Raw genomic sequence first — 3,708 nt, forward strand, 5'->3', positions numbered from 1 at the left:
GGAAAAGACTGCTGCACTCTTTTTATTGCAAAGAAAAGAGTATGGGACAGGCTTACAGAACAATTTACCTGCCGTGCAGTTCGAAGGCGTAGAAAGTCGAGGCAGATAGCCCTGTTTGCGGGAAACGCGCAGCAGATATTGATGCCGATGGCAACTTCCCCAGCGCAGATGTAAAAATAGATGGCTGAATTTATCGGCATTTTCTTTATTGCGTTTCTCGCGTAATAATCTCATCAAGCTTTTGACATAGTTCTAAAACAAGCCCGTCGCAGTTCTCCTTGCGTGCGATGCCTTTTTTTTCTGCGGCGGCTAGAAGACATCGGCAGTCCGTCGTGCCGTTGGCGGCGAGGAAGTCGTCAATGAGCTTCTTCGCCGTTTCCTTATCTTTGTCTGCTTTGCCGAGGATCATTAGCGCGGCGGTCAGCGTGCCGCAGGCGGATCCGTGCATCATGCCTGCGCCGAAGAAAGCGCCGAGTGCATAGGCGTCTTCTTTTTCCATGCCGATTTCGGCAGCGAAGGGTACGAGAAGCGACTGCGCACAGTTGTAGTGACGGCCGCCTGGCTCTTGACGCAGAAATTTTGCTTCTTCGAAGTGGGTCATGTGTTTTTTCCTCCTTTTCGGATGGCGTTTCCTTTATTCTACCCGCTTTTTGCCTTGGGTGCAAAGGCTTTGTTTTGACAAAGCGCATTTCGTGCAGTAGAATCGTGGTAGCAGCCTCGCCGCGTGGTTTGCGGCGGTGCATCTCAGAAAGGTTCGGAGGAATATAATGAAGATCATGGTCGGTCTTGGGAATCCCGGGACGGAGTATGCACATACGAAACATAATGTCGGTTTTATGCTCGTCGATGCTCTGGCGGAGCGCATCGGTATCGACACTTGGCAGGAGAAGTTCAATTCTCTGATCGCAGTAGGGCGTATCGACGCGCAGAAGGTGCTGCTCGTCAAGCCTTTGACCTATATGAATGAAAGCGGACGCGCGGTAGGTCCTCTGCTCGATTGGTACAAGCTCGCGCCGGAGGACTTGATCGTCGCGCACGACGACATGGACATCGCGGCGGGCACGATCCGTCTGCGGCGCAAGGGAAGCGCGGGCGGCCACAACGGCATCAAGTCGCTTCTCGCGCACATCGGTTCAGAGGATTTCTCTCGCGTGCGCATTGGCATCGGACGTCCTCTACCCGGCTGGACGGTCGTCAGGCATGTGCTTGCGCCGTTTCCCGCAGACGATGCGACGAAGATTCAAGAGGCGATTTCTTATTTATTGCCGGCTGTCGAGTGCATCGTGACGGATGGCATCGACATGGCGATGAACCGTTACAACCCGCGCAAGAAAAAGGCGGCGAAGCAGGAAGCGCATGAGGGGGAAGACGCGGGGAAAAGCAGCGCTGTACTACAGATCGAGAGGCAGGAGGGCGAAGCATGAAAGATGAAATATGTGCGCTCTACGCCGATGAAGATGGGGCAATCTTTGATGCGCCGGGCATCGCGGGACTGGGGCGCTCGGGCAAGCGGATCGTGTCGCTCACGCCCGCCGATCTCATCCCCCTGCCCGAGTCGGCGGACTTGATGTTTCTGCCTGATCGCGCGGCGATGGGGCGGACGGCGGCGGGTGAGACGCTGCCTCTGGCGGGACGCGCCGTCGCTGCCATCCTGCCTGCGGGCTATACGCGGCTCTTTCTGCCCGCCTTTCAGCGAGAGGAAGGGGCTGAAAGGCTCGCTCTCTACGGTTACACGGCGGTCGTGTTCTATAAGGATGATCTCTATGCGGCGGCGCTCTACACCAATGAAAATACGAAATGGGATCCCGCCTACTACAATACGCGTGAGCTCAAGAAACTCGTGCGCCGTGTCGAGAAGGAGCTGCCCGGCAACCGCATCGTCGAGCAGGTGGCGGGATGCTCCTTGAAGTGGCATTGCTGCACGGCGCAGAATCTCTTTTACCGCCGCTGGGAAGCGGGCATACCGACGTCGCCCGTCTGTAACGCGAACTGCTTCGGCTGCATTTCCCTGCAGCCCGCCGAGTGCTGTCCGTCGCCGCAGAGTCGCATCGCGTTCCGTCCGACGCCCGAGGAGATCGCGCAGGTCGGCATATATCACCTTTCGACTGCGCCCGATGCCATCGTGAGCTTCGGACAGGGCTGCGAGGGTGAGCCGTCGCTTGCGGCGGATGCGATCGCGGCAGCCGAGCGTCGGATTCGTGCCGCGACGAAGCGCGGGCAGATCAATATCAACACGAATGCCGGCTATACCGAGGGCATCCGAAAGATTGTCGATGCCGGACTTGACTCCATGCGTGTGAGCATCATCAGCGCCATCGAGGAGAGCTATGCGGCGTACTACCGCAGCAATTACACGCTCGCCGACGTCAAGGAGTCGATCCGCTACGCGCTTTCGCACGGCGTATATGTGTCGCTCAACATGCTCTTCTTTCCGGGCTTTAATGACCGCGCCGAAGAACTCGAAGCGTGGCGCGGCTTCTTTTGCGAATTGCCCGTCAACATGGTGCAGGTGCGCAACCTCAATGTCGATCCCGACGCCTTCCTTGAAATTATGCCGGAAGCGCAGGGCGAGGCGGTCGGCGCGAGAGAGTTTTTGGAACGGCTCAAGAGGGAGTTTCCGCAGCTCGTCATCGGCAGTTTCAGCCACTATGTCGAAGATTAAGAACGATTCCTCTAAAATCCATGTTCTTGACATAAGAATAAATCAATGCTATTCTTTTATAGAAATTTTATATCGTTGGATCAGGTGTCGCAAGACTTAATAGGGAATCCGGAAAAAGCCGGAGCGGTCCCGCCACTGTAGCAGCGAGCAACCCTGTAATAAGGAATCACTGATAAATTCAGCCCCCATCTTTATACATCTGGGCGACTTCATTTATCAATGCTTCTTGAGTCACTGGGGCGAATGCCTTGGGAAGGCGCAGGGGAGTGATGAACTGGAGCCAGGAGAACTGCCTGATGGACAATCGCCATTTGACCTGCGAGTGATGGGAAGGGGATTAAGGAAGCGCTGTTTGGCGTTTCTTCGGCTGCACGAACGCAATCATCCCGGCGAAATTGCCGGGAATTTTTTTGCGCCGCCCTTATGCGCCTTTTCTGTTTTGCAGGAGGGCGCTTTATTTTTGGAAAGGGTGATGTAGATGAAAGGCAAGAGACATCTGACATGGGCGGTGCTTGCGGCAATCGCGGGCATGAGCCTATCGGGCGAGGCGTATGCGGCGGAAAATGCGGCGGCAGGAAAGGCGGCAGCGAAAACGACGCAGGTGCAGGAACGAAGTGCGGAAACTGCAGAAAACGGCGGGCATGATTTGCCTGATACGCTCGTGACGGCTCAGCGCAGGCGAAAGAGTGATCTCGATACGCCCGCGACGACGACGATCATCACAGCGAAGGATATTGAAAAAGCGGGCTATCGCAACGTATTCGAGGCGATTGACCAGCAGATCGGCTCGACGAGTACATCCTATGGCGAGGCAGGGCAGGATTTCGGTCTTGCGGCCGGACGCATCACATTGCGCGGCTACGACAGGGGCACGCTCGTCATGGTCAATGGCGTGCCGATGAACCTCAAGAACTATCCGAGCACGGAAAATATACCAGCCGCGATGGTCGAGCGCATCGAGATCGTCAAGGGCGCGACATCGACACTCTACGGTGCGGAGGCAATGGGCGGTGTTGTCAATATCATCCTGAAAAAGCCGAAAGCGG

4 protein-coding genes and 1 riboswitch are annotated in these 3,708 nt (G+C 56.2%); of the genes, 3 read left to right on the top strand and 1 reads right to left on the bottom strand.

Annotation, left to right across the window (positions count from 1 at the left end):
• Window positions 1-205: 205 nt before the first annotated feature.
• Window positions 206-601, bottom strand: coding sequence for a C-GCAxxG-C-C family protein (locus ACTTKG_RS09770; protein WP_442674011.1), 396 nt, complete (start codon window positions 599-601; stop codon window positions 206-208).
• A gap of 166 nt (window positions 602-767) precedes the next feature.
• Between ACTTKG_RS09770 and pth the strand changes: the two genes are divergently transcribed.
• The 3 genes from pth to ACTTKG_RS09785 all read left to right on the top strand — a co-directional run.
• Window positions 768-1,424 carry an aminoacyl-tRNA hydrolase gene (pth, locus tag ACTTKG_RS09775; RefSeq protein WP_442674012.1) on the top strand — a complete coding sequence of 219 codons (657 nt, stop codon included), beginning with the start codon at window positions 768-770 and terminating at the stop codon, window positions 1,422-1,424.
• Window positions 1,421-2,662 carry a radical SAM protein gene (locus ACTTKG_RS09780; protein WP_442674013.1) on the top strand — a complete coding sequence of 414 codons (1,242 nt, stop codon included), beginning with the start codon at window positions 1,421-1,423 and terminating at the stop codon, window positions 2,660-2,662. The genes pth and ACTTKG_RS09780 overlap by 4 nt, the downstream gene beginning before the upstream one ends.
• Window positions 2,663-2,727: 65 nt before the next feature.
• Window positions 2,728-2,973, top strand: a riboswitch (cobalamin riboswitch).
• 167 nt (window positions 2,974-3,140) lie between these two features.
• On the top strand, window positions 3,141-3,708 hold a 568-nt coding region (locus tag ACTTKG_RS09785), incomplete at its 3' end, for a TonB-dependent receptor plug domain-containing protein (protein ID WP_442674014.1).

This window comes from Selenomonas sp., assembly GCF_052169755.1.
In the GTDB taxonomy this organism is placed as follows: Bacteria; Bacillota; Negativicutes; order Selenomonadales; family Selenomonadaceae; genus Selenomonas.